Origin of the sequence: Deinococcus sp., assembly GCF_018260405.1 — a bacterium.
Lineage (GTDB): Bacteria > Deinococcota > Deinococci > Deinococcales > Deinococcaceae > Deinococcus.
In genome coordinates this window covers 1-22,277 of sequence record NZ_JAGLBG010000040.1, presented here as the reverse complement: position 1 = coordinate 22,277, position 22,277 = coordinate 1, and the positions used below count along the sequence as shown (strand labels likewise).

Sequence of the window (22,277 nt, the reverse complement as noted above, 5' to 3'; positions counted from 1 at the left end):
TAAGACTAGGAATATCTACCTTCTGAGACGAGGAATCATTCACCCATTCACATTAAGCTGACTTTGCGGTTGCCCTGAGATTTAATCCGAGCGGGTGCGAGAAGGAAAAACACGGGTTTCATGGTTCAGGCGGTGCCCTCTTGGTCAGAACGGCACCCAGGATGGGGCCTGACCACTCCCCACAGCGGGCGGAATGGAGTGCAGTCCGTAGAACGCGCCCAGCCTGCCCAGAACTGCGATCTGAAGTCTGAATCAAGTTTAGGGCAGGCGGGGCAGGCGGTTGAGGTTCATCCAGAAGGCCCGAATGGTGTTCATAGCCTCCCGGAACTGCCCGAAGTCCAGCGGCTTGACCACATAACCACTGGCACCGTGGGCGTATGAGTCGCGGATGTCGCGGTCTTCCCCACTGGTCGTGAGCATGACTACTGGAATCTCGCACAGTTGCTCCTCGGCACGAATCCGGTCGAGCACCGCTAGGCCGTCCATATGTGGCATGTTGAGGTCCAGCAGAATCAGGTCGGGAAGCGGCACCGACTGGTCGAGCAGCAGACGCAGCGCCTCATGGCCGCTCTGGGCCACGGTAATTTCCTGACTGAATGAGCTGTCTTCCGCTTCCAGCACGTTGAGTGCCAGTTCCAGATCGTTCGGATTGTCGTCAATCAGCAATATTCTGCGTCGCACACTCTGTCCTTTTGCTGTCCTTGTGAGCCAACTACCCTGGCAGGCCATATGAGAAGTTCTCCGTCCAGGCCACAGTATATGAAAATTTTATCAAGACTGTGTGAAAGCCAGAAGTGGTCACGGTTTCGTTCGTCATCACCTGAAGACGGCGGCATAGCCTGCCTGGGAAGCCGGGGCATCCCTGGGTTTTAACGCAGCGAGGAGACCGAGTAGACTACGCAGCGTGTTAGCCAAGCGCATTATTCCGTGTCTCGATGTACAAAATGGGCGAGTGGTCAAGAACGTCCGGTTCTTCGAGCAGCACCGCGACGCGGGCGACCCACTGGTGCTCGCGCAGCTGTACGAGGCGCAGCAGGCCGACGAACTGGTGTTCTATGACATCACGGCCACACACGAGGGCCGCAGCCTAATGCTCGACGTGGCAGCCCGCGTGGCCGAACAAGTCATGATGCCGCTCACAATCGGCGGCGGCGTCAATCAGCTTGCCGACTTCCGGGAACTGCTGCTTGCGGGCGCCGACAAGATCAGCGTCAACAGCGGCGCAGTGCGGCGTCCCGAGTTGATCCGGGAAGCCAGCGACCACCACGGCGCACAGTGTGTCATGCTCAGCATCGACGCCAAACGCCGCCCAGACGGGTTGGGCTGGACGGTGCACCTCTCGGGGGGCCGCGTGGACACGGGCCGCGACCTGATCGAGTGGGCGCAGCAGGGACAGGCCCTCGGCGCGGGCGAAATCTGCCTGAACATTATGGACGCCGACGGCACGCGGGCGGGGTTTGATCTTGAGGCGACCCGAGCGGTGGCTCAGGCGGTGGATATTCCCGTGATCGCTTCGGGCGGCGCGGGCAAACTGGAAGACTTCCGCGACGTGCTGCTGGGCGGCGAGCAGGGCGGCAACGCCGACGCCGCGCTGGCCGCCAGCGTTTTTCACTTCGGCGAACTGACGGTGCCGCAGGTCAAGACCTATCTGGCGGGCGAGGGGCTGGCCGTGCGCCCCGAGTGGCAAGGTGTGGAGGGTGAGTAGCAGACCCCGACCCGCTGCACACTGAATGCCTGAGAATCGGGCCAACACCCTGCCGATATTTTTCCACTCGCCATTTCCTACTCACCGCTTACCGGAGTCCCCATGACTGACCTTACCCAGCTTAAATTTGATTCCAATGGCCTGATTCCTGTCGTGACCCAGGACGCCCGTAGCGGCGCGGTGCTGATGCAGGCCTACGCCGATCTGAGCGCCGTCAAACGCACCCTGGATACCCGCGAGGCCACCTACTACAGCCGCTCGCGCCAGGAACAGTGGGTCAAGGGTGCGACCAGCGGCCACACGCAGAACATCGTGAGCGTTCTGGCCGACTGCGACGGCGACAGCCTGCTGTACCGCGTCGAGCAGACTGGCCCGGCCTGCCACACCGGGGCCTACTCGTGCTTTTTTACACCGCTGCTGGAAGAGCAGGCTGAACAGACCCCAGACAGCGGCCTGGACCGCACGCTGGAACGCGTCTACGCCACCATTGTCGAGCGGCTGGCGACGCTGCCGGAGAATAGTTACGTGGCCCGCCTGCACGCCGGTGGCCTGGACCGCGTGCTGAAAAAGATCAGCGAGGAATCCGGCGAGGTGCTGCTGGCCGCCAAGAACCACGACCGCGCCGAACTGGCGACCGAAGTGGCTGACCTGTTGTTTCATACCCTGTTCGCCATGGCCGAAATCGGCGTCTCCCCGAGCGAGGTCGCGGCTGTACTACAGGGACGTGAAGGCAAAACAGGGCTCAAGGGGCCTAAAGAAGTCGGCTGAGGATGTCACCGCCAGAGAAAATCAGGCTCCTTCAGCCGCTGACGCCTGAAGCCGAGGCCCTGCTAAGCCGCGCCATGTACCCTGACCCGGAACGCATTGGGCAAACATTGGGCCGTTACCGCCACGATCCGGAGCTCCGGGTTTACGGCCTGTATATTTCATACGGACTGCTTGAACCGGGCCGTTTTGGATGCAATCCGAGCAGACGTCAGCCGCAAGGGACACAGCTTACGCAGGCCGTACCGGGCCGCCTGGCCTGTGCTGCGGGAGTCCGGCTAGACGGTCGGCAGGGTGAACTTCTCCATATTGGTACTGCGCCGGAGCTTGCCGGGCGGGGCTACGGCCGCAGGCTGATCCACGAACTGATGAACCAGCTTGGCCTGGAGCGCTTGCAAGCCCAGACTGACCACCAGGCCGCCGGGTTTTACCGCAAGGCTGGCTTTCAGGTGCAGCCCACCGAGACCAGTTGGGGCAGGCGTTACTTGTGCTGGCTCAACCAGTCCACGATCCACCCGGCCACCTGATCGCTCTTGGCGGTCAGGATATCGAGGTGGGCCGCGCCGGGCAACGAGCGGAAGGTCAGATCACCTGGACGCGCCGCCACATAGGTTTTGAAATCCTTCTCACGCGCCACGCCTGACCCGGCGGCAATGCCCAGCACTGGCAGATTGACCTCACGGTTATGAATCACGGGCAGTTCTTCCTGGAACGCTGTGCCGGTGGTGTCTATCCCAGCCGCCGCCACATCAAGTACCAGCCGCATGGGAAAGTACCATTCGCTGCCGTCGCCAAGGGCATTGGAAAAGCCAGTCAGGAACGTCTGTGAGGCGGTGAGAGCGTCTGGGTCGTCTTGCCAGCCAATCAGCACATGGGGGTCCTTAGGGCCGGTGATCCGCAGTCCCCCGTTACTGCCCAGCAGACGCGGCAGCAGGCGGCCCGCCTCGTTGACGTTGGTGGCGTGCCCGGAATTCAGCGTCAGGAAAGGCACCAGCGAGTAACGGGCGTCCATCTTGATCATGGCGGCGGCCTGGTTGGTCATGGGCCACAGTGCCAGGCTGCTCTGGGGGGCCTGGGCCGTGGGCGCATGAACTGCCAGCCGCGCCTGCGCCATCACCTGGCTGGCCAGACGGGGGCCAAAGTAGACCGTATTGACATAGGGGTAATCTTCCAGACCGCTCAAGCCCGGCAGATTACCGAACTCGTTGGCGGTTCCGGTGCCCTGGTACTCCTTCCAGGTCACGGGCCTGCTGCTGAGAAGCCCCGGATAGCCGTCGAGCAAGATCAGGCCGCGCACGTCCTTGTAGCCGGGCTGCCCCGCGAAGTCGTAGGCCGCGTACAGGCCGGTAAGTACGCCGCCCAGAGACTGCCGACCGCTATACCCGTTCGGCGTCCGTGTAAGGGCGCCTTGCACGGCCACGCGCCAGTCTTTGAGGGTGGTGTCCAGGCCCCAGGCGGTCATATAGCTCACCTCGGTAATAGGGCGCCGGAGCAAGCCACCATCCCGCACGATTCTGGCCAGTTCGGCGTCACTGGCGTTCTCCAGCTGATCCCGCTGTTCCAGCAGATTGGCGCGGCGGTCTACAGCCCACACCGCCAGCCCAGGGTCAAGCACCACCAGTTGCCGGGCCAGACGGTCAAAATCTCCGGCGCCGCCCAGATACCCCGGCATCAGCAGCAGCACACGCTGCGGTTTTGCCGGGCCGTAACGGACAGAAATACTGGCGTTCAGTTCGCTGGGCGTCCCCGGAACCACCGCGCCGGGTTGAATGACCCTGTCTACCGGCACAGCTTGCAACTGCTGTTCGGTGGGCGCAGCAGTGGCCGTGCAAAAAGCCAGGGCCGAAAGAAGCACGCCAAAAAGAAGACAGGGGCGGGAACGCGGATTCATCAGCGTATGTTGCGCCTGTAAAGTCGGGCTGTCTATTCTGAACTAGGCGTTTACCCTAGATGTGAGCCGTATGAGCGCTGGCGCAGCTCGTGAAAGCGCTGCGCCAGCGCCTGCCACGGCCCCAGCTGAAAATAGTTGTGTCCCAGCGGACTGGTCGAGGGCAGCACCCAGACCTCTGCACCCCCAATTTCGTGCGTCTGCTGGCCGTAAGACAGTTTGCCAGTGCCGATGCCTAGCGTTTCGGACGCGCCGCGTTTGCTGGTAAAGGCGATCAGCCGGGGCCGGAACTGCCTTACTTTTTCGCGCAGTTCCTCTGGTCCCCAGGCGTCGTCCGGCAACGCCGCGTCTACTCCGCTGTGCCGCTTGGCCACGTCGGTCAGGCCAATGCCCAAGCCCGGCAGCAGCGGGTACTCGCCCGGCTCCAGTTGCCGGGGGGTCAAACCGACCTCGTGCAGCGTGCGCCAGAATTTGTTCTGCGGGTTAGCGTAATAGGCCCGCCGCGCCGCGCTGATCTTGCTGGGAGCAGTACCAACCAGCACCAGCGTCAGCCCCGGCGCAAGCACGTCCGGCACCAGGTATTCGCCGCCGCCGGTCAGGTCGGGGGCAGGGGGAGTGTAAGCAAGATCAGGCTCAGTCATCGTCGTATCGCTGCTCGGCAAAGGGGTCGCCGCGCATGTGATAGCCGTTTTTTTCCCAGAAGCCGGGGCGGTCGCCGTCCATGAATTCCAGTTCGGTCAGCCACTTGGCCGATTTCCAGAAATACAGGTGCGGCACGACCAGCCGCAGCGGGCCGCCGTGCTCGGCTTCGAGCGGCTGGCCGTTATAGGTGTGGGCCAGCAGGTTTTCAGGGCGCACAAAGTCTTCCAGGCTCAGGTTGGTCGTGTAGCCGCCGACACTGCGCTGCATAACGTGGCTGGCTCCGGGGCGCAGTTGCACCTGCTGCATCAGGTCGGTTACGCGCACACCAGTCCAGAGCATGTCGAGCCTGGTCCAGTGGGTCACGCAGTGGATGTCGTGGGTCAGGGTGACTTGCGGCAGCGCCAACAGCTCGGCCCAGGTAAACTGGCGCGGCTCGGCCAGACCAGTCAGCTTGACGACCACCTCCTGCGGCGAGTAGCGCTGCGTGGGGCCATAGGTCAGAACCGGAAACCGCGCCGCGAGCGTTTGCCCCGGCGGAACGCGCCCGCCCAGATCGTCCTGCGGTTTCTTGAAAAACTTACCGAGCATACCCGTATTGGACACGCTGGGCGGCCCGGCTACGCGGCACATTAAGGATTGCTGTAGACCCGGCACTGGCCGGACTGACGCCAACTTCTGTGGCAGTCAGAATGGAGACAGGGCGTCTGTGCCAGCAGCTTTCCGAATGTGCGAAAGTCGTCTCTTCAAGCAGAGTCCGTGTCAGTGAACAGATAGACGCGGTCTTTCCCGGTGCCCTTGGCAATGTACATGGCGGCGTCGGCCCGCCGCAGCAATTGATCGGCCCCGAACTCTCCGGGCCGGGCCAGCGCCACCCCGACAGACGCCGAAATACTGACCTGATCGGCAAAGGCAGGCGTGAACGTGGTGCGCAGGGCCAGGATCAGCGCCTCGGCTAGCGCCAGGGCCTCGGCCTGCCCGCTACAGTCGGGAAAAATCACCGTAAACTCGTCACCACCAATGCGAAAAGCGGTGCCGTGAGGGGCAACACTGCCCAGAAGTCGCTGGGCCACCTGCCTGAGCAGCTGATCGCCACTCTCGTGTCCGAAACGGTCATTCACGCCCTTGAAGCCGTCGAGATCCACAAAAAACAGCCCCAGCAGTTCACTCTGCGCCGAGTCGATTGCTTCCTGAAGGGAGAGGTAGAACGCGGCGCGGTTCCCCAGGCCAGTCAGTAGATCGGTAAAGGCGAGCTGGGCCAGTGCATTGCGGTGGGCTTCAAGTTCCTGGGTCTGCTGGTGTAAAGAGTGTTGCAGACGCTGATTTTCAAGCAGGTTCAGGGCCTGCAAGATGATCATCAGCACGAAGGTAAGCACTGAAAACCAGATGATGCCGCGCTGCCTGAGCGAATTGTCGTCTGTATGACTGAACAGCAGCGCCACCGAAACGATCACGGCGATGTAGGGCAAAGCCAGCAGCCACTGCCCGGACTGCTCAGACGGGTGCGGTTCCTTGCCCCGGTCAGCAACCACCATGAAGATGCCGCTGAGCTGAGCCGACAGCCCCAGCTGCCAGAGCAAATCCAGCAGACCGCCGGGTACATACTGACCCTGAAGACTGAGGGCGTAATAACGGAAATCAGCACTGATAAAGGTGAGCAGACCGGAAAACAGCAGACCTGACGCGCGACTCAGACGCCCCCAGAGCGGACTCATCAGGGCCAGAGACAGCAAGAAGAGGTCGAGGAGAATGTATCCGGCGTTAACGGCCTTGAACTGTAGGGAGGTGCCCGGCTCCAGCAGTGTGTCAGCCAGAAACGTGACCCAGAGAATCTCTGCGGTGACCGAAACGACCACCAGACTGCTGAGCAACCAGATCAGACTGCGGCCCGAGAAGATCTTGACACGCTGAAGCCGCAGCAGCGTTCCGCCCATAAAAATGTAGAAGAGCCAGTAGAACACATCGGCTGGCGAAAACCCCGGCGTTGCAACCGGCACAAAATCCAGCACGATCATATACGCGTCGGCCATCAGCTGGGAGGCGCTGGCGAATACCAGAGGGCGGGTGACCTTGCGGGTCTGGGGATTGTTACGCCAGAACCACACCGCCGAGCCAAAGCCAGCGGCCATCACCAGCAGATCAAGCAAGTCGGCCATCAGCAGCTGCTCCTGACTCTGCCCGAACAGTGCCCAGAGCAGATGCAGCCCGCACAGCAACCACATCAGCCCAAGCCAAAGGACAGGCTGGCGAGTTTCGGCGTACGGAGTTTGGGTCGTCATCAGTGGGCTGGTGAGACAAAGATCAGGCGCGTTTCACCAACAACCCGAGCGTCGATGGGATCTTTGACGTTAAACTAATTTAGAGGCTGGACACCATAAATGTAATCCCTCCCCCCCCAAAGAGGGGTGATGTCTGCAATGAGCGGGTATCATTTGCAAAGTCAGTCGCAAATTCGCTGTCCAAGACGCTAAAAATGCTGGTCTAGTAAAAAAAGCTTATTTTTTAGCTAAAAACATAAGCGTGCCAGACGGGGTTTATCAAACCGTATCCTGAACTACAATCGCTGTGCTGGAGTATGACTTCTTCGATTTTCCTCAGGTATTTTGCCGCCAGGACGTCAAAAAGCAGTTCCGGGAACTTGTCTAGCTCCCCGCTAGTCACAGACAGGGTTATACGGAGGGCCCTTTGTTTCGTTGACCGCCTGCCAGGGCATCGGATGGCCAATGCATGGCCAATGCCACGCCCGCAGCCCGTTTCTCTCCTGCCTATCCCCAGCCGCCCATACCCTAGGCACCGCTGAACCCGTGATTTGCTGGCCTTTACTCGTAGACCTAAGCGGCCTTCCCTCATCTTGGCGGGTAGCAATCGCCAGAGCGGTGGGTTAATTTGTCAGGGCATGACCATTGCGGGGCGAATCATCGGGAACGGGATCAAGCTGGTACGGCTGCTGGGGCGCGGCTCGCACAGTGTGGTCTATTTTGCCGTGGGCCAAGAAGGCCAGTCCTGCGCGGTCAAGATCTTTCCGGCCCACCTGCGCGAATTTGCGGTGCGCGAATACCTGCACGGTCACGGCCTGAATCATCCGCGCCTCGCTCCGGTACTGGGCACTTCACACCTAGACGAGCTTCCGGTGCTGGTCGTCAAATATGCCAAGGGCGAGACCCTCTTTCAGCGTTACCCCAGCAGGCCCGCACTTCAGCATGAGCGCCGGGCCTTCCTGCTCACCCTGACCCATGTGCTCGACGCGCTGCACTTTATGCATGAGCGGGGGCTGGTTCACCGGGACATTAAACCCGACAACATTATGGTGGATGCCGACGGCAGCGCCAAACTGGTCGATTACGACCTGTCGGGGCCAGAAATGGAGCAGTTCGAGCAGCCGACCCGCGTAGGCACCCTGGCTTTTCTCAGTCCTGAAGCGGCGCGGGGTGAACCGCTGGGACGTGAAAGTGACTTGTACGGCATCGGCGTGCTGCTGGGCTGGGGTATTCACGGTGAGCTGCCCCTGGAGGGCGAAAGTCTGCCTCCCACCCGTGATTCCCTGACTCCCCTGTGGCGAGCCTTAACGCGCCCCGAGCGCCAGTTGCGGCCCAGCGACGCCCTGTGGGTCAAGCACGAGTTGCTGCGGCTGGCCCTTGAAACGCACACCGACCCTCTTCCCCTGTAGAGCAGCTTTCAACGCCATTTGTGAAGCCTATGGACACTGCTTTGAGGTCTCCAAGCTTGCTGTGTCAGGCCGCGCCTTCCTCACGCTCGGGCTTGGCAAAGATCATGCGGCCCACGTTGGTCTGCACATTGTTGACCACCGCCACACGGGTCGGCTTGCCCCGGAACTTCAACCCGTCCTCGACCACGACCATGGTGCCATCTTCGAGGTAGCCCACGCCCTGGCCAGACTGCTGCCCGCTCTTGGTGACCGTAATGGTCAGGTAGTCGCCCGCCTGAACCTGCGGCTTGAGCGCCACCGCCGCCTCATGGATGCTGAGCACCCGGATGTCGTGCAGCTTGGCAATTTTGCTGAGGTTGCCGTCGTTGGTCAGCAACTTGGCCCCGGTTTCGCGGGCCAGCCGGATAAGCTTATCGTCCGTGGTCAGCAAGTTGGCATCGTCCCAGTCCTCGATGCGAATAGGATGCACTTCACGCAGGTCTTCCAGGACGCTGAGGCCCCGTTTGCCGCGCGTGCGCTTCTGAGGGTCGGCGTGGTCGCTGAGGGTCTGGAGTTCGCGCAGAACGAAGGCAGGTACGATCAGTTCGCCGTCGATAAAGCCGATCTTGGCGAGATCCAGAATGCGGCCATCGATGATGACGTTGCTGTCAAGAATTTTACCGCCGGGCTTAAGCTTGACCTGGGCAAATGTGAGCGCCCCGAACGCGTCGGCGTTTCGCACGGCAAACGTGATGAAAAAGGCCGCCAGCAGCATGGTCACGCCCACGTTCAGCCACCACGAGTAGATGGGCAGCGCCCGCAGCAGGTTGCCGAGCAGCACACTGAGCAGCAGGGCCACGATCAGCCCGAAGGTGGCGGCCGCTACCTTGGCAGGAGCCAGCGTTTCATACCAGGCTTTGGCAACAGCGTACTGCTTCAGAACGTATTTCTCCGCGCGTGGCGCGAGCAAAAGCCCCGTGAGCATAGCGGCCAGCATCAGACTGACGGTATTGAGCCTTGCGGTATCCGGCATGCCGCTGGCCGCCAGAATACCTCCAGCACAGTACCCGAGCAGCAGTCCCAGCAACATCATCGCAAGTCGAAAAGCCAGCATTCTGGCTATAGTCTACTCGCTGCCCGCACCGGAAGTCAGTCTAGGCCGTCACTTAACTGGCCGCGTTACCGGCGCAGTTGCCCTCATCTGCTAAAGCTAGGGCAACCCCCGCCCAGAGCCGCTTGAAACCTGCCAGTCTGAACGGCCTGGGGCCTAATCGTAAGGTTATGTAGGTCTTTTGCAAATCCTGCGCGTTATCCTGAGCGTGTTACCTTCTTCCACCACACCTGTCTCCGCGCCCCTGCCGGGTGCGCCTACCCCAAAGGGGGTTTTTCCATGACCAACAGATACGATGACCGCGCCAGACTGGTCTTTCACTACGCCCGCGAGGAAGGCAACCGCCTGGGTCACGCCATGGTCGGCCCCGAGCACCTCCTGCTGGGCCTGATGCGTGAAGGTGGCACGGCGGCTACCATCCTGACCGAATTCGGGGCCACGCTCGACGGCCTGCGCCGACGCGTCGAGGAAATCATCGGGCGCGGCGAGGGCAGCCGCCTGAACGACGCCCCCAGCATCACCCCCCGCGCCCGGCGCGTGATGGAACTGGCGAGCAGCGAGGCCCGCAGCCTGGGCGCACAGGTGACCAGTACCGAGCACATCCTGCTGGGGATTATACGTGAGGGCGACGGCGTGGCCTTCCGGATTTTGCAGGAACTGACCAAAGACGTAGACACCATCCGCTGGCGCATTCTGGCGCAGGGCGAGGGGCAAGGCGGCAAGCCCGCCAAGGCCATTCCCACGCCGTTTCTCGACGAATATGGCCGTGACCTGACCAAGTGGGCCAAGGAAGGCAAACTGGACCCTGTGATCGGGCGCAGCGAGGAAATCCGCCGCGTGACCCAGATTCTGACCCGGCGCACCAAAAATAACCCGGTGCTGATCGGGGACCCTGGGGTGGGCAAAACCGCCATCGTGGAAGGGCTGGCGCTCGCCATTCACGAGGGCCGCACGCCGCCCAATTTGCAGGACATGCGCGTGGTCAGCCTCGACCTGTCGGGCGTGGTCGCGGGCACCAAGTACCGGGGCGAGTTCGAGGAACGCCTGCGCCAGATTATCGAGGAGTTGCGCCAGAGCAAGGTCATCGCCTTTATCGACGAGTTGCACACTATCGTCGGCGCGGGCGGTGCGGAAGGCACGCTCGACGCGGCCAATATCCTTAAGCCTGCGCTGAGCCGGGGCGAAATTCAGGTTATCGGGGCGACGACCACGGGCGAGTATCACCGCTATATCGAAAAAGACGCCGCACTCGAGCGCCGCTTTCAGCCAGTTATCGTGCTGGAACCCAGCCCCGCCGAGACGCTGGAAATTCTGCGCGGTCTGCGCCCCAAGTACGAAGAGCACCACGGCGTTAGAATTCCCGATTCGGCGCTGGAACTCGCCGTACGCATCGGGGAACGCAGCCTACCGGGGCGCAATTTTCCCGACAAGGCTATCGACCTGATCGACGAAGCCTCTAGCCGGGTGCGCCTGAACCTCTCGGTGGGGCTGCCAGTGGCCGAGGACGCCGAGGGCGAGCCGATCATCACCCGTGAGGACATGGAAGCCGTGATCAACAGCATGGGCGGCATCTATTCCGAAGAAACGGCGGCGCAACTCGGTGACCTTGAGCAGGCCCTGGGCGAGCAGGTCTACGGCCAGCCCGACGCCGTCAAGGCCCTCGCCAGTGCGCTGCGCCGCGCCCGCGTGGGCCTGGGCGGGCGCACCCGCGTGGCGGCCAGCTTCCTGTTCGTGGGGCCCAGCGGCGTGGGCAAGACCCACCTCGCCAAAGCCCTGGCCCGTTCCCTGTTCGGCTCCGAGCGGGCGCTGATCCGCATGGACATGAGTGAATTTCAAGAAGGCCACTCTGTGAGCAAACTGATCGGTTCGCCTCCCGGTTACGTGGGACACGAGCAGGGGGGCCGCCTGACCGAAGCCGTGCGCCGCCAGCCCTTTTCCGTGATTTTGCTCGACGAGATCGAAAAGGCGCACCCGGACATCTACAACACCTTCTTGCAGGTGCTCGATGATGGCCGCCTGACCGACGGGCTGGGCCGCACGGTGGATTTCCGCCGCACCATCATCATCATGACCAGCAACACGGGCTTTAACGTCAACCCGACGGTGGGCTTTTCACCAGTCACGCCCGACAACAACGCTCCGCTGCGCCACATCTTTACGCCCGAGTTCCTTGACCGCCTCGACGACGTGATCCGCTTCAAGTCGCTGGGCGAAGAAGAACTGGTGCGCGTGGCCCAGCAACTGCTCGGCGAGATGCGCGAGGAACTGCTGAGCCGCGAAATGAACGTGACCTTCGACCCGGCGATTGCCTCCTGGCTGGTCGGCAAACTGAAGGCCCGCAGCCCCAAACACGCCGTGGGCAGCAGCCGCCAGCTGCGTACCCTGGTGCGCGAAGAACTCGAAGACCCACTGGCGCTGGAACTGATCGGCAGCGACAACCGCGAGCTGCGCGTGGTACTGGGCGAGGAGGGCATCGGCTTTGAGAAGGGCGAGGAAGCTGCGGCGCGGCAGATTCTGGCCTGAACGGTTGTGGGTCAGGGCCACAGTTGGGTCATCCAGACCTGGGCAGGATGCTGTGGCCCGGCTCTGGCCTTCTGGCCGAGGCCCCTCCAGAGAAGCGTATAAACAAGACAAGCCCTTAGAATAGCGGCCATGACCAAATCCATTACCGATTTTCAAGATGAGCACGGACGCATCACCGGCTGGCCCAGCGAGCGCCGCAAGCCCCAGCAACTGGCGATTTTGCACCATCTGCGCGGCCTGTTCGAGCCGGGCGTCAGTTACGAGGCGGGCGACGTCAAGCAGATTCTGGCCGACCATACCACCCTGGAAGACCCCAGCATTCTGCTCACCGAGCTGCTGGACAGCGACTACCTGGCGACCGACGGTGAGCACTACTGGCGCGCCGACTCGCGCCCCGGCACCCGCTGAGCCGTTAAGCCAGATCAGCGGTGCGGCAGCCCGTGGGTTTCAGTGCCTGCGGGCTGCGGCCTTCTGTTACGTGCCCGTCTGCTGTTGGTTTGGAGCGCCGTCTGCGCTTTATCCCCCCCCACGGAGGTCTTTATTTTTTTCCACAAGCCACAAGTCACGGGCCACCAGTTCCATGCTCTTGCCCACTCCCCACGCTGTACGCGCCACTTTCCGGATCATGGCTAAGCCCCCCAGATCCCAGTACGTTTGTAACAGTTGCGGCTACCGCTCGCCCAAGCCGCTGGGCCGCTGCCCAAACTGTCAGGCGTGGAATTCCTTTGAAGAAGAAGTTCCCACTGCCGCCACCACAGGCCGGGGCGGGTACGGCGGCGTTACAGGCGGCAAACTGACCCCGCTTTCGACGGTTGGGCGGCGGGAGGAACCGCGCACCAGCACCGGCATTCCCGAGCTTGACCGGGTGCTGGGCGGCGGGCTAGTGGCGGGCGGCGTGACGCTGATCGGCGGTGAACCGGGAATCGGCAAAAGCACGCTGCTGCTTCAGGTGGCAGACCGGGTCGCGGCCCGTTCCACAGAGCAGGGGGGCGGCACGGTGCTATACGTGGCGGGCGAGGAATCACTGGAGCAGATCAGGCTGCGGGCCGACCGCCTGGGCGTCACCGCTGAGCTGCAACTGACCCGTGACACGCGGGCCGAACACATCGCCGCGCTGATGCAGGAGCACAAACCGGCGCTGTGTATCGTGGACAGCATTCAGACCGTCACTGTCGAGGGCGAAGGGGCCGCCGGGGGCGTGGCGCAGGTGCGCGACGGAACCTCCATGCTCACGCGGGCCGCCAAGGAAACAGGCACGGCGACCGTGCTGGTCGGCCACGTCACCAAGGACGGCACGGTGGCTGGCCCCAAGGTCATGGAACACATCGTAGACACCACCGTCTTTCTGGAATCGGTGGGGGCCTTCCGGCTGCTGCGCTCGGTTAAGAACCGCTTCGGGCAGGCGGGCGAACTGGGCGTGTTCGAGATGCGCGGCGAGGGGCTGGTTGCTGTCGAGAATCCTTCCGCCGCATTCCTGGCCGAGCGCCCGGTGGACGTGCCCGGCAGTGTGGTCGCCGCGACGGTGGACGGTCAGCGCCCGATGCTGCTGGAAGTGCAGGCCCTTGCCAGCAAGACGCCGTACCCCAATGCCCGCCGCGTGGTGGTGGGCCTCGACCCCCGCCGGGTAGATGTGGTGCTGGCGGTGCTCGAACGCCGCCTCGACCTCACGCTGGGTGGACTGGACGTGTACGTGAACCTGGCGGGCGGCCTGAAAGTGCCTGATCCGGGGCTGGACCTTGCAGTGGCGCTAGCAGTGTATTCGGCGGTAGTGGGCCGCGCCCTGCCGCAGAACGTGGCTGTGTTCGGTGAGGTCGGCCTGGCGGGCGAGGTTCGCAGCACGCAGATGGCCCTGCGCCGCGCCGAGGAAGCCACGCGGGCGGGCTACAACCGCCTGGTGGTGCCGCCGGGCCTGGACGGTCATGCGGGGATTAAGAGTGTCGAGGAAGCGGTGTCTGCCGTCTGGAGAAAGTAGCGCTGGCCCAGAGGCAGTTTTGAACTCAAGCCAGGCAGAGGCGAGTGGGAAAAATACGGGTTTCGCGCTATAGCGGGGCAGACGGGACAACACCGCCTGTACCAGAATTGAGCGGAACGCGTATTCCAATGCTTCATGGCACCCTTGGCAGCCGTAAATTGCCTGTACGCCGGGCGACCCCTGCGCGGGTTTGAAGCTGCTGCTTTATCATTGACCTATGCCCTCTGCTGCCGATCTGGTCGGGCCTCTCCTGAGCGGTCAACGCCGCGCCCTGGCAAAAGCCATTACGCTGACCGAATCGACCCGTCTTGCCGATGAGCAACGTGCCCAGGAGTTGCTGTTGCAGCTTCCGGCCAGTCCTGAAGGCTCGGTGCGAATCGGCCTGACCGGCGTGCCGGGCGTCGGCAAAAGCACCTTTATCGAGGCGCTGGGCCTGTATCTGGCGAACCAGGGCCACAGAGTAGCGGTTCTGGCGGTGGATCCCAGCAGCGCCCGCACCGGCGGCAGCATCATGGGTGACAAGACCCGGATGCCGCAGCTTACGGTGCATCCGAACGCCTTTATCCGTCCTAGTCCCAGTGGCGGCACCCTGGGAGGCGTGTCGCGCCGCACCCGCGAGACGATCACGCTGTGCGAGGCGGCGGGCTACGACGTGATTCTGGTCGAGACGGTGGGCGTCGGGCAATCCGAAACCCATGTGGCGGCCATGACCGACCTGTTCGTGCTGCTGACCCTGCCGAACGCGGGTGACGAGTTGCAGGGCATCAAGCGCGGAATCATGGAACTGGCCGACCTGTGCGTGGTTAATAAGGCCGATCTGGACCCCAGAGCCGCCACCCGCGCCCAGACCGAGTTGCGCACTGCCCTGACCCTGCTGACCCCGCACGACGCCCCGTGGCGGCCCCAGGCGCTCAGGGCGTCGGCGCTCACCGGTGAAGGCATCGCCGAGCTGTGGGCCAAAGTGCAGGAGTATGCCCAGTCCACCGATCTGACCGAAAAACGCCGCCGCCAGACTGCCGTATGGTTCGACGAACTGCTGCGCGAGGCCGCGTGGCGAGCTTTTCAGGTCGGGGTGAACCCTTCGGAACTTCGCCGCCTGCGGGCCGAGGTGCAGGCCGGGAAAATTACGGCGGTGCAGGGAGTCCGGGCGCTGCTTAGAGAAACAGCATTCGCCGCAGAATAACGTGATGATCCTCGAAAAAGCCGTGGGGGCGACCGAGGGCCAGTTGCAGGGGTATGGGTGTTCCTCCGCCCGGCTCCTGCACAACCTGCGCCGCCGTGGGCCACACCAGCGAACGTGACGGATGATCGAAAATGCGCCCGGAAGCGCGGGCCGCAGCGACATCTTGTAAGTCCCCTGCTGCCAGCAAGTGTCCCGGCAGTTCCCAAAGGCCCTTCCCCACCGGGTCGCGGCGACGATTCAGCCACACCTGTCCCCCGCTGACATGCAGGAAACGTACCTCCTGCAAGACGGGCGGGCTAGCCTGTTGTTTAAGGGCCTGACGCCGGGCCAGCACCGCGAAATGTTCCGCTTGCAGGCGGCGAAAGGTGCGCGTTTGCCGGAAATTTTCCAGAAAACCTCGCACAGCTGCGGGAAGCTGTTCCAGGAGGCGTTCCTCGAAATAGGCGGCGCGTAGGTCGGTGGCGCTCAGGCCGGGCGTAACGGGGCCAGGTTCGACCTGCCACTCGGGAAACCAGTGCAGGTAACTGCTGCTGGCATCCTTACCATAGCCAACCAGCACGGCGTTTGGCGTGCCGACCCGTTCGCGCACCTGACTCTGCCATAGCGTCATGTCGAATTCGTCGGGCAGGGGCCGCAGGCGCACGCGGCGCAGGTCGACCCCCTCGCCGTGAAGCGCGGCGCGGATCATGCGGGCGCGTTCGGGGGCTGTCCAGGGGTTTTTCATGCTGCGGGCCAGATTGGCGCTGCCAGGCAGCACAGTCAGCCGGGCGTGGCGTTCCAGGGCGCTGAGCATGGTGTGCAGGTGGGCTTCGTGCAGCGGCTCGAAGCGCCCGATGTACACGGCGGTTTGCGGGTTGGTCGGCGGGCTGGGCATACTTACAGCCCGTGGCGTTCGCGCAGTTTGCTTACCAGCGCGTCGCGGTGTTCCTGAAGTGGGCGGCTGAGGCTGACGCGGTAGATGTGAGGGTTGAGCAGGCGCAGGGTGCCGCTGGGCAAGCGGGCCAGTTCGCGGGCGGCGCGGGCCTGAATTTCGGCCAGCGTCTCGCGTGGCTGGGTGCGCTGGCCGCCGTTCATCACGACCTGCCGGGCATCATGCCATACCAGATCGGGGCTGATACGGGCCGAGCGCAGCGGGTTGCTGGGGTCGCTGACACGCTCGCCGGGCAGCGGGCTGTGGTCGGCTTCCTGCGCGACCACGTCCCAGACGGTTTGCCCCTGTGTGTCGGTGGCGCGGAACACACGCTTGACGCCCGGAATGCTAGATTTGCTGGGGTCGCCAGTCAGTTTCATCTTATCGGTGCCGCCCAGCGAAACCAGTTTGTACACGCCGCCCAGTGCCCCGCCACCGTCGCCGCCGCCCGTCGCCAGCTGGGTACCGACGCCGTACACGTCGATGCGCCCGCCCTCCCGGATAACCGACTCGATGACGAACTCGCTCAGGTCGTTACTCGCCACGATTTTGACGTTTGGAAATCCGGCCTCGTCGAGCGCCTGACGCACCCGCACCGACAGGTACGCGAGGTCGCCGCTGTCGAGCCGCACGCCCTGAAGCTCGTGTCCCTTCTCGCGCAGCTCCCTGGCGACGGTCAGCGCGTTGGGCATCCCGCTTTTCAGCGTGTCGAAGGTGTCGAGCAGCAGCGTACTGGAATCGGGGAACATCTCGGCGTAGGCGCGGAAGGCGTCCAGCTCGGACGCAAAGCTCTCGACCCAAGCGTGGGCGTGCGTGCCAGTCACGGGCAGGCCGTAGCGCTGCGCCGCCGCCACGTTGCTGGTGCCCCTGGCCCCCCCGATCACCGAGGCGCGGGCCGCTCCCAGTGCGCCGTCGGGCCCCTGCGCCCGCCGCGCCCCGAATTCGACGATGGTGGCCTTACTTTCGCCCCCCTGCGCCGCCGTGACGCAGCGGGCGGCTTTGGTGGCCACGAGCGTCTGAAAATTAAGGACGTTAAGCAGGGCGGTTTCGACCAGCTGGGCTTCCCACAGCGGCCCCTGCACGCTTAGCAGAGGTTCGGACGGAAAGACCACGCTGCCTTCCGGAAACGCTGTAACCTTGCAGGTAAAGCGCCAGCCGCGCAAGGCGTCCAGAAATTCGGGCCGGAACTGGCCCAGCGACTTCAGATAGGCGAGGTCGGTCTCCGAAAATTTCAGGCCCTCGAGGTAGTCCAGCGCCACATCCAGCCCCGCCCAGACCGCGTAGCCGCCCTGAAACGGGTTGCGGCGGTAGTACAGGTCAAAAACGGCTTCCTGCTGGTGCAGCCCGCACAGAAAGTAGCCCTGCATCATGGTTAACTGATACAGGTCGGTAAACAGAATGGGCGCAATGGTCATGCAGCAGTCTCCTGTATTTGGACAGACTTGAAAAGCTGCAAAACCGGCGGCAGTCCGCATGCGCTGTCCTCCCTGCAACTTTCGCAAGGCATGGCCGCCCTCCGCATGCGGCGAGACCCAACAGAGGCCCTATTACCCCTATTTGACGGCTGTACCGCTTTGAAGCACTGTAGCGTTCGGAGGCGAAGTGACCTGACCCAGTGCCGTCAGAGCGGTGTCGAGCGGCTGGTCGCGGCCCTGTTTTATTAGCAGATCGAGGTCGGTGGGCGCGGCGATGTCCGGCGTGATGTGGTCGGGGAGTGGTTGACCGTCGCGGGTAAAGGCCCGCAGCACCGTGACGCCCAGCACGCCACCGTCTGGCAGGTCATGAAAGATGACGCCGCTATTGCCCACGCCTCTGGTCGGCAAACCGATGACGCTTACCCCAGCTTGCTGGGCATAAAAGCTGAACACCTCAGCGCACGAGGCGGTGTCGCTGCCGACCAACACGGCGGCGGGCGACTTCCAGACCCGCGCAGAGGCCGGAGCATTCAGCGTTTCGAGCAACCCCGACGGCTGCCCCAGCAACCCGGTGTAGCTGTACCCGCCGACCTTGAGTTCGGTGTCGTACACGACCGGCCCGAAGACGCTGGCCGCCGCGACGCACTGGCTAAGGCTGCCCCCCGAATTGAAGCGCAGGTCCACGATCAGGGCTTTGGCCTCCTGGGTCTGGGCGTACTGCACCAGCTTCAGAAACTGGGCGGCAGAATCGGCTGGCAAAAAAGACGGATAGACAATGACCGCCGTTTTGCCGTCCGGCCCCGACCACGTCAGACTCGGTTCGTCCCGCGCCTTCAGCTGCGCCGTAGACAGACTCAGGGGCTGGTCAGGCTGCCCGGCGCGGCGCAGCACCACACTGATCGGCTGGCCCAGGCGTTCCATATGCACAAATTCTGACGGCCCAATAGGACTGTTGTGGCCGCCACGTTTGCCCGCTTCCTGCCCGGCGACCTGAATCAGCAGGTCAAGCCGCCGCACGCCCGCCAGCGCCGCCGGACTGCCCGGCATGACCGAGGCGACCAGCAGCCCGCCCTCGGCCCGCACCACCTGAAGCCCCGTGCGCTGCACCGCGAGATCATGGGCAATCTCGCGCAACCGCTGCGCGCCCTGGGCGTCGCGCAGGCTAAGGTGCGCGTCCCCGAAGGCCGCCAGCAGGTCTTTGACCACGCCCCGCGCCGTACCGAAATCGCACTGGTCGCCCCTGGGGGCGCAGCGGTCTTCCAGCGTCTGGGCATATTCACCGGCCAGCAGACTGAAATTCTTGGTGCTCCAGCCGTAGTAATCGTCGTTGATGGCGCTGGTTGCCGCACTGTAGAACGTCGTTGCGGGACTGGCCGCGGCCCACGGCAGGGCCAGCAGCGCAGCAGTCACGGTCCCGCGTATCAGCTTCATTCTTTAACCGTACTTCACGCCGGGGCCTAACCGCATCCACCATTTGGCTGACCCCCTTAAGTCTGACGCAACGATTAATACGGACGCCAGGAGGAACAACAGACGGACTGGGCGGTGTGGAGCCGCAGGCGGCGGCCTGCCCGACTGTAGCGCACTGTAGCGCACTGGAGCGGACAGCTTTGGATTCGATCCAGGCGGAGGCAAGAAAAAGACGACTTCAGCCGATGAGCGTCTCTAACACCCCAATGCCCTGCACCTCAACCTCGACCCGGTCGCCTTTTTGCAGTGGGCCGACGCCTTCGGGGGTGCCGGTCAGCACCACGTCGCCAGCTTCGAGGGTCACGAATCTGGTCAGATACACCAGAATCTGCACCACGTCGAAAATCATGTGGCTGGTCAGGCCGTCTTGCCTCGTTTCACCGTTGATGCGGGTTTGCACGCGCAGATCAGCCGGGTCGAGCTGCGTTTCGAGCCACGGCCCCAGCGGGCAAAAGCGGTCGGCCGCCTTGGCGCGGAACCATTGCAGGTCGCTCTTCTGTTTATCGCGGGCGGTTAGGTCGAGGGCGCAGGTATAGCCCAGCACGGCGGCCAGCGCGTTACCCGAGGTCAGGTCGCGGGCCTGCTGGCCGATGACCAGCGCCAGCTCACCCTCGAAATGGAAGTTGTCGCTCCAGGCCGGATATTCGACGGTGCCGCCGGGTTCGGCCAGCGCGTTCGGACCCTTGAGAAAGATGCCGGGTTCCGTAGGCAGATTCCCCGTAGCATTCCCCATTTCCCTGATGTGGTCGAGGTAATTGCGGCCCACACACACGATCTTGCTCGGCTCGGCGGGGGGCAGCAGCCGCACCGCGCTAAGCGCCACACTCTCCCCTGTTCTGGCCCCGGTCACGCCGCCCGTCAGGTAAACGGTCTGGTCTTCCAGCTGGCCCCAGTGGGCAGCCCCCTGATGCTCGACCCGCACAATTTTCATGCCCCCAGGATACTGCGCTGCCCCCCGCATCCGGTTGCTCAGCAGGGGGCCGTTAAGCGGCCTTGTGCCTTCCTCATACAGCGTCAGCTGAGACGGGGCAGGCTAGAGACATGAAACGTCTACTGCTGACCCTGTCGCTGGCGCCTCTAGTGGGCGGCGCGGCCCTGGCCCAAAGCTCGGCGCTGAGTATTCCCGCGCTGCCATTGGGCGCGTCTAGCCCGGTGGCGGCTCGGGCCAGCGTCACAGTTCCGTCCGTCACGGCTGCGCCGCCTGCGACTTCTTCACCGGCTGTCATTTCCGCACCGCACCTTTCTGCGACCACCAACGCAGCGGCCCACGAACTGCCGAAGGTCACGACCCTGCCCAACGGACGCGTGGCGCTGCCGGGCACGTATACGGTCGGTTTGACTGGCCCCCGGACTCTTCAGGCCGGGCAGCCGAGCAGCTGGAGCTTCACCCTGGGCAACACGGGCAGCGGCCCCATTCACCTGGAACACGGAGCTTGTGATGTGCGCTTCGAGGTGCTGAATACGGCGGGACAGGTGGTGCGCCCCGATTTCAAAAACACCATTTGCACCATGCAACTGGTCATTTTGGACGTGAAGCCCGGCGAGACCCGTGAAGTCCAGAAGATCCGCTGGGACGCAAAAGACGGCAGCGGCACACCCGTCGCCGCTGGAACCTACACCATCCGCGCCAAGCTGGTCGCAGGCGATCAATTCAGCCCGGCAGCCACGCTCAGCGTTACGGTGCGGTAAACGCCACAAGGCTCAAGGACTCCTTCTTTTGCCTGATGCAACCTCTCACCCCTGAGGCGCGTAATAGAGCCATGACTGAGCGCCCTTCGCCGCTGACTCCGCCCGACTCTAGTTTGCAGGCGCCCGACGCGGTGGCCCCGGTGGCTGCCCAGGCCGCGCCCGAGATGATCCCGCTGACCCCCGAGGACCGCGCCCGGCTGGATCAGATGGCCCGCGCCTTTGCCGAGGACGTGCTGAGCGCGGGCACCCATACCCCGGAGTTTAGGCGCAAACTCGGCGCGGTACACGACCTGGGTCTGCCCGAACAGCGGGCCGCCGCCCAGAGCAGCAACCGCATGCTGGAGCGCCCGCTGCGGGCCACCAAAATCGGGGCACTGGCCGAGGGCAGCGACATTCTCAAGGGCCTGACCGACCTGCGCCGCACCGTCGAGGAGCTTGACCCCAGCCGCGCCCCCACGCCCCGGCGACTGTTTGGCCTGATTCCCGGGGCCAAGAAAGTGCAGAGCGCCATGGACAAGTACCAGAGTGCCCAGAGCCACCTGAACGGCATTCTGGAATCGTTGTACCGGGGGCAGGATGAACTGCGACGTGACAACGCCGCCATCGAGACCGAAAAGGTTCACCTGTGGGAAACCATGCAGAAACTGCGGCAATACGCTCACGTTGGCAAGGCCGTCGATGAGGCCCTGAGCGCCCGCCTGGCCCAACTGAGTGCCAGCGACCCCGAGAAAGCCCGCGTCATCAGTGAAGAACTGCTCTTTGCCGTGCGTCAGCGCGTCACGGATCTTCTCACGCAACTCGCCGTGAGTATCCAGGGGTATCTGGCGCTCGACCTGGTGCGCCGCAACAACCTGGAACTGATCAAAGGGGTCGACCGCGCCACGACCACCACCGTCAGCGCACTGAAAACGGCCCTCATGGTGTCGCAGGCGCTAGGCACGCAGCAGGCGGTGCTGGGGCAGGTACAGGCCGTCAACGACACGACCGGGCGCATGATTTCCAGCACCGCGCAACTGCTGCGCCAGCAGAGCACCGAGATTCAGCAGCAGGCGGGCAGCGCCACGGTGGACCCGCAGATCATTCAGGCGGCCTTCCGCGAGGTATACGGCGCACTCGACGCCATTTCCAGCTACCGCCTGCAAGCCCTTGACCGTTTCCGCGACACGATTGAGGTGCTTGACCATGAGATTACTCAGGCGCACGGCTATCTGGACCGCGAACGGCATAGCAGCGCCCGCGAAATCACGCAGGGCTTACAGGTCTCGGAAAACGGTGAACTGAAACTCTGAGAGGCTGTCTGAGGCCCATATCGTCGGAGTATCCATGCTGCCCTCTTCATCAGGCGCACAATCGCTGGAGCA

The 22,277-nt window shown here is 63.4% G+C and carries 20 protein-coding genes; 10 read left to right on the top strand and 10 right to left on the bottom strand.

Features of this window, described 5'->3' with window-relative positions:
• Window positions 1–258 precede the first annotated feature (258 nt).
• Window positions 259–729 (bottom strand): response regulator, encoded by a 471-nt coding sequence (locus tag QZ269_RS06965; RefSeq protein ID WP_291425713.1) that lies wholly within the window; start codon window positions 727–729, stop codon window positions 259–261.
• Between the two features lie 175 nt (window positions 730–904).
• On the opposite strand from QZ269_RS06965, the gene hisF reads away from it, so the two are divergent.
• The 3 genes from hisF to QZ269_RS06950 all read left to right on the top strand — a co-directional run bounded on the left by hisF (window position 905) and on the right by QZ269_RS06950 (window position 2,997).
• On the top strand, window positions 905–1,705 hold the full coding sequence (gene hisF / locus QZ269_RS06960; RefSeq protein WP_291425711.1) for an imidazole glycerol phosphate synthase subunit HisF: 801 nt from the start codon (window positions 905–907) through the stop codon (window positions 1,703–1,705).
• Between the two features lie 102 nt (window positions 1,706–1,807).
• Window positions 1,808–2,473 carry a bifunctional phosphoribosyl-AMP cyclohydrolase/phosphoribosyl-ATP diphosphatase HisIE gene (gene hisIE / locus QZ269_RS06955; RefSeq protein ID WP_291425709.1) on the top strand — a complete coding sequence of 222 codons (666 nt, stop codon included), beginning with the start codon at window positions 1,808–1,810 and terminating at the stop codon, window positions 2,471–2,473.
• Between the two features lie 2 nt (window positions 2,474–2,475).
• Window positions 2,476–2,997, top strand: coding sequence for a GNAT family N-acetyltransferase (locus QZ269_RS06950; protein ID WP_291425708.1), 522 nt, complete (start codon window positions 2,476–2,478; stop codon window positions 2,995–2,997).
• On the opposite strand, the gene QZ269_RS06945 is transcribed toward QZ269_RS06950, so the two are convergent.
• From QZ269_RS06945 to QZ269_RS06930, 4 genes are all read right to left on the bottom strand, one after another.
• On the bottom strand, window positions 2,952–4,325 hold the full coding sequence (locus QZ269_RS06945; RefSeq protein WP_291425706.1) for an alpha/beta hydrolase: 1,374 nt from the start codon (window positions 4,323–4,325) through the stop codon (window positions 2,952–2,954). The genes QZ269_RS06950 and QZ269_RS06945 overlap by 46 nt on opposite strands.
• Window positions 4,326–4,411: 86 nt before the next feature.
• Window positions 4,412–4,999 (bottom strand): mismatch-specific DNA-glycosylase, encoded by a 588-nt coding sequence (locus tag QZ269_RS06940; protein WP_291425704.1) that lies wholly within the window; start codon window positions 4,997–4,999, stop codon window positions 4,412–4,414.
• Window positions 4,992–5,588 carry a sulfite oxidase-like oxidoreductase gene (locus QZ269_RS06935; protein WP_291425702.1) on the bottom strand — a complete coding sequence of 199 codons (597 nt, stop codon included), beginning with the start codon at window positions 5,586–5,588 and terminating at the stop codon, window positions 4,992–4,994. The genes QZ269_RS06940 and QZ269_RS06935 overlap by 8 nt, the downstream gene beginning before the upstream one ends.
• Before the next feature lie 155 nt (window positions 5,589–5,743).
• Window positions 5,744–7,276 carry a GGDEF domain-containing protein gene (locus QZ269_RS06930; protein WP_291425701.1) on the bottom strand — a complete coding sequence of 511 codons (1,533 nt, stop codon included), beginning with the start codon at window positions 7,274–7,276 and terminating at the stop codon, window positions 5,744–5,746.
• Between the two features lie 617 nt (window positions 7,277–7,893).
• Between QZ269_RS06930 and QZ269_RS06925 the strand changes: the two genes are divergently transcribed.
• Window positions 7,894–8,664 (top strand): serine/threonine-protein kinase, encoded by a 771-nt coding sequence (locus tag QZ269_RS06925; RefSeq protein ID WP_291425699.1) that lies wholly within the window; start codon window positions 7,894–7,896, stop codon window positions 8,662–8,664.
• A gap of 64 nt (window positions 8,665–8,728) precedes the next feature.
• On the opposite strand, the gene QZ269_RS06920 is transcribed toward QZ269_RS06925, so the two are convergent.
• The gene (locus QZ269_RS06920) at window positions 8,729–9,757 is read right to left on the bottom strand and encodes a PIN domain-containing protein (RefSeq protein ID WP_291425697.1); all 1,029 of its coding nucleotides are present in this window, start codon (window positions 9,755–9,757) and stop codon (window positions 8,729–8,731) included.
• Between the two features lie 276 nt (window positions 9,758–10,033).
• On the opposite strand from QZ269_RS06920, the gene QZ269_RS06915 reads away from it, so the two are divergent.
• The 4 genes from QZ269_RS06915 to meaB all read left to right on the top strand — a co-directional run bounded on the left by QZ269_RS06915 (window position 10,034) and on the right by meaB (window position 15,432).
• The gene (locus tag QZ269_RS06915; protein WP_291425696.1) at window positions 10,034–12,277 is read left to right on the top strand and encodes an ATP-dependent Clp protease ATP-binding subunit; all 2,244 of its coding nucleotides are present in this window, start codon (window positions 10,034–10,036) and stop codon (window positions 12,275–12,277) included.
• Between the two features lie 129 nt (window positions 12,278–12,406).
• Entirely contained in the window at window positions 12,407–12,685 is a 279-nt protein-coding gene (locus QZ269_RS06910; RefSeq protein WP_291425694.1) for a DUF2087 domain-containing protein, read from the top strand.
• Between the two features lie 217 nt (window positions 12,686–12,902).
• Entirely contained in the window at window positions 12,903–14,249 is a 1,347-nt protein-coding gene (gene radA, locus QZ269_RS06905) for a DNA repair protein RadA (RefSeq protein ID WP_291425692.1), read from the top strand.
• A 217-nt stretch (window positions 14,250–14,466) separates the two neighbouring features.
• Window positions 14,467–15,432 (top strand): methylmalonyl Co-A mutase-associated GTPase MeaB, encoded by a 966-nt coding sequence (gene meaB, locus QZ269_RS06900; protein WP_291425691.1) that lies wholly within the window; start codon window positions 14,467–14,469, stop codon window positions 15,430–15,432.
• Here the strand turns inward: meaB and QZ269_RS06895 are convergent.
• The 4 genes from QZ269_RS06895 to QZ269_RS06880 all read right to left on the bottom strand — a co-directional run bounded on the left by QZ269_RS06895 (window position 15,404) and on the right by QZ269_RS06880 (window position 20,158).
• Complete coding sequence (locus QZ269_RS06895; RefSeq protein ID WP_291425689.1) at window positions 15,404–16,306, bottom strand: ADP-ribose pyrophosphatase; 903 nt, start codon at window positions 16,304–16,306, stop codon at window positions 15,404–15,406. The two genes, meaB and QZ269_RS06895, sit on opposite strands and share 29 nt — an antisense overlap.
• A gap of 2 nt (window positions 16,307–16,308) precedes the next feature.
• Complete coding sequence (locus QZ269_RS06890) at window positions 16,309–17,757, bottom strand: nicotinate phosphoribosyltransferase (RefSeq protein ID WP_291425687.1); 1,449 nt, start codon at window positions 17,755–17,757, stop codon at window positions 16,309–16,311.
• 138 nt (window positions 17,758–17,895) lie between these two features.
• On the bottom strand, window positions 17,896–19,188 hold the full coding sequence (locus QZ269_RS06885; RefSeq protein WP_291425685.1) for a S41 family peptidase: 1,293 nt from the start codon (window positions 19,186–19,188) through the stop codon (window positions 17,896–17,898).
• Between the two features lie 217 nt (window positions 19,189–19,405).
• Entirely contained in the window at window positions 19,406–20,158 is a 753-nt protein-coding gene (locus tag QZ269_RS06880) for a fumarylacetoacetate hydrolase family protein (protein WP_291425684.1), read from the bottom strand.
• Window positions 20,159–20,268: 110 nt separating this feature from the next.
• Between QZ269_RS06880 and QZ269_RS06875 the strand changes: the two genes are divergently transcribed.
• Window positions 20,269–20,916 (top strand): hypothetical protein, encoded by a 648-nt coding sequence (locus QZ269_RS06875; protein WP_291425682.1) that lies wholly within the window; start codon window positions 20,269–20,271, stop codon window positions 20,914–20,916.
• A gap of 71 nt (window positions 20,917–20,987) precedes the next feature.
• Window positions 20,988–22,205: a toxic anion resistance protein gene (locus QZ269_RS06870; protein WP_291425680.1), complete on the top strand. Its 1,218-nt coding sequence runs from the start codon at window positions 20,988–20,990 to the stop codon at window positions 22,203–22,205.
• Window positions 22,206–22,277 lie beyond the last annotated feature (72 nt).